Annotated in this window: 5 protein-coding genes and 1 tRNA gene; 2 read left to right on the top strand and 4 right to left on the bottom strand. The window is 43.8% G+C overall.

All coding sequences use genetic code 11. The features are described from left to right. Window positions 1-109 precede the first annotated feature (109 nt). Together Q0X35_RS06340 and Q0X35_RS06335 are read right to left on the bottom strand one after the other, a co-directional pair. On the bottom strand, window positions 110-916 hold the full coding sequence (locus tag Q0X35_RS06340; RefSeq protein WP_297566647.1) for an ABC transporter ATP-binding protein: 807 nt from the start codon (window positions 914-916) through the stop codon (window positions 110-112). 335 nt (window positions 917-1,251) lie between these two features. Beyond that, window positions 1,252-1,452 (bottom strand): AlpA family transcriptional regulator, encoded by a 201-nt coding sequence (locus Q0X35_RS06335; protein ID WP_073996854.1) that lies wholly within the window; start codon window positions 1,450-1,452, stop codon window positions 1,252-1,254. Window positions 1,453-1,732: 280 nt separating this feature from the next. On the opposite strand from Q0X35_RS06335, the gene Q0X35_RS06330 reads away from it, so the two are divergent. Together Q0X35_RS06330 and Q0X35_RS06325 are read left to right on the top strand one after the other, a co-directional pair. Next, the gene (locus Q0X35_RS06330; RefSeq protein ID WP_297566644.1) at window positions 1,733-1,972 is read left to right on the top strand and encodes a hypothetical protein; all 240 of its coding nucleotides are present in this window, start codon (window positions 1,733-1,735) and stop codon (window positions 1,970-1,972) included. Between the two features lie 75 nt (window positions 1,973-2,047). Further along, window positions 2,048-2,311: a hypothetical protein gene (locus Q0X35_RS06325; protein WP_297566643.1), complete on the top strand. Its 264-nt coding sequence runs from the start codon at window positions 2,048-2,050 to the stop codon at window positions 2,309-2,311. 225 nt (window positions 2,312-2,536) lie between these two features. Here Q0X35_RS06325 and Q0X35_RS06320 read toward each other — a convergent pair. Beyond that, window positions 2,537-2,612, bottom strand: a tRNA-Thr gene (locus Q0X35_RS06320). A 218-nt stretch (window positions 2,613-2,830) separates the two neighbouring features. Further along, a partial coding sequence (locus tag Q0X35_RS06315) for an alpha/beta hydrolase (protein ID WP_297566641.1) occupies window positions 2,831-3,063 on the bottom strand: 233 nt, incomplete at its 5' end.

Here is a 3,063-nt window from a genome sequence, read left to right as displayed (position 1 = left end):
GTAAAAGAACCAGCTACAAAAGCCACTCCAAGTACTATGGAGATAAGGCTCATGACTAACCGGGCTTTATGCCCAAGTAAAGATTTAATAGAGGCTTTCAGCATAGGAGCTACTCGCCTTTCTGGGTGAAAGAGTGGGCACCGAGCGCTTTCCGCTCCTCTGCCGCTCGCATATCCGCTACCGCATTGATATCGAGACCGGCCATTTTTGCCAATACTTTTTCGCGGCTAGGCTTTTCTAAGAAATCGTTTATCTTTCCGTCTGCTAAGAAAATTGCTTCATCTGCCTGCCCGGCTGCCGCCGGATCGTGCGTCACCATTACCACGGTGGCTCCCAATTCGTCTACTGCCTTCCGCAAAAAATTGAGCACTTCCCGGCTCGAAGCAGAATCAAGATTCCCCGTGGGTTCGTCGGCAAAAATTATTTCTGGGCGAGTAATCAAGGCCCGCGCACAAGCTACGCGCTGCTGCTGGCCGCCGGAAAGTTGATTAGGTTTATGCGATAGCCTCTCCCGCAGCCCGATTACATCGATAATAGTTTCATACCACTGCGGATCTGGCTTTTTCCCCGCAATTGCGAGCGGTAATAAGATATTTTCTTTGGCGCTGAGCGTAGGTACGAGATTAAAAGCCTGAAAAATAAAGCCAATTTTCTCTCGGCGCAGCAGCGTCTTTTCTTTATCGCGTAAAGACGCAATATCTCGATCACCAATTTTCACGATTCCCGAGGTAGGAGTATCCAAACCCGCTAAGCAATGAATCAAAGTAGATTTACCACTGCCGGATGGCCCCATCACTGCGCTAAATCTACCACTGCGAAATTCTACGTCTACAGCATCAAGTGCTACTACTTGAGCGTCTCCTTTTCCATAAATTTTAGTGAGTTTTTGGCAGGAAGCAGATACTTGCGCGCACATAAACTATTCCTTTTCTTCAACTGATCGACAAAAACGGAAATGGAAACTGAAAAATGAAACAAAAACTGAGGAAACAAAATTTTCTTCATTTCTGGTTCTAATTTTAACACCTAATCTTCTAGAAGATTACCCCCCCCACTAACTCGTCAAATTTATAAATAAACCAACTGGGGAATGCAGGTAGTAGCTTATATTTAGAAGAATATTGACGGTAGGTGGGTGAGTTAAGTGGCAGGGCTCATATATAGGAATTTATAGGTGCTACACAACAGAAAAACCGGCTATACCGCACTAAGGTAAGCTCCGAAAATTTTGCAGGGGAGCTAATAGAGTAGCTATTTTTGTAGGTCTGTCCTGGCTCCTTGCCCAGGGCGGGTCTGGTTCCAGGCATCTATAGTCTCTGGAAGCCAGCCTTCTGTTTTCCCGATTTTGGCATCCGGTGGCGGGGTGCGCCCTTGCCGCCGATAAGAGCAGAAAGTGCCGTGTTTTATACCGATACGGGCAGCCGCTTCTGAACTAGATAAATATATAGTCATTCTTTTTCTTTCTTACTTTTGTAGCATTTTATGGCTTCGGTGAGAAATATTGTAAAGATGGTTATACCAGCTAAAAATAAACCGATTTACTCTATTCGTGAGGGGCGGAAGCAATCTTCGCGGATTGTGTTAGATCTACGTGGCAAACATATAAATCTAGGAGAAGCAAAAAGGTTTATATTCTGCTTTATATAATTATCGCCTGAGCCTTAATAGTATATGTTGGTTGTAGGTGGAGAAAGAGTAGTCGATATTGTTGATGCGTTAGGGGGTAAAACTTGTGAGCAGGGCAGTTACTTTTGCAGTGTGCATACCTACATGGCAGGAGATTGATAAAGCATTTAAGGATGCTAATTATAAGTATGCTTACGATATAGATCCCTATAATCCAAAATGCGATGAAATTCCAGAGCCTGTTGCTGATTATAAATGGTTTGTAGATGTTATTCCCGAATATGCTGACGAGGCACGTAAAATACTTGAAACATTCGATACCCCCATTAAATTTTGGGTAGGTTAAGACTATAGCTAAGGTAGCTACTTTTATAATGTGCATTTCGATATTTATTTTCGACAAATTGAAAGTAGGTGTACTTTGACTGAAGACGAATTTACCGACGAGGAATATTTAACAGATAATGGCGTTTTCTATGTAAGCCTTCCGCACTGGAAACTTATCGAAGAAGCATTCGAAAAGGCAGGCTGGAAGAGCTGGTATAATTTTGACTCTATCCCAGAGTTTACTGAAGATGGAGTGACTTATAACTATGCGATAGATGTGTGGGATCAGCGTGCTGAAAAAGCGAGAAAAATTCTTGAAACACTAGATACTCCCATCAAATATGTAATTTATGAATAACTTTTTCTAACCGGAATAAGCTAAGTTATTTAGCTTGTGCCAATTTTTATCCACCCTCTTCACTGAGAGTGGATATTTTTATACAAAACTTTATGCCCTTTAGGAGGCAAACCATAGATACCGACTCTAGGCACATAAATTTTTAGATTACGGTTCTTTGGCGTTTTAAGTAGACGCAGATTTTCCGCTTTTTCTTGCTATATGGCCATATTCAGCTTATTTCTGTGGAGCCGCCTGAGAGAATCGAACTCTCGACCTTCTCATTACGAGTGAGACGCTCTGCCGACTGAGCTAAGGCGGCGCAGGTGCCAAAAGCACGCTACCTAGGTAGTTTACCGAAAAATATCCGCGGCACGAAATCCGAGGCATAAATCACCCCTATTGCTTCCCTAATGCTCTCCTCCTGCTCCCCAAGGGCAGAAAAGAATTAAAACTACGCGGGATTTTATTATGGTGCACCCGCGTATTACGGCAATCCGCGTATTACAGCAAACCTAGGTATTAGCAAACCCGGGCAAATTACTCTGCTGGGCACTTAAGGTCGGCTTCCGGTACCGTGCCGTCCAGCAAGTACTTATCAATTGGTTTATTTACGCAGTCCGTAGAGCGCCCATAAGCGGTATGGCCTTCCCCTTCCCAGGTGATGAGCACCGCGTTGGCAAGTGTTTTAGAAAAATCTACTGCCCACTGATAAGGCGTAGCCGGATCTCCCGTAGTACCTACCACTACTATCGGGTTAGATCCTTCTGCTC

Source organism: uncultured Arcanobacterium sp. (assembly GCF_947253055.1).
GTDB lineage: Bacteria > Actinomycetota > Actinomycetes > Actinomycetales > Actinomycetaceae > Arcanobacterium_A.
The sequence above is the reverse complement of the archived record's forward strand: the minus strand, read 5'-3'. Positions and strand labels throughout refer to the sequence as shown.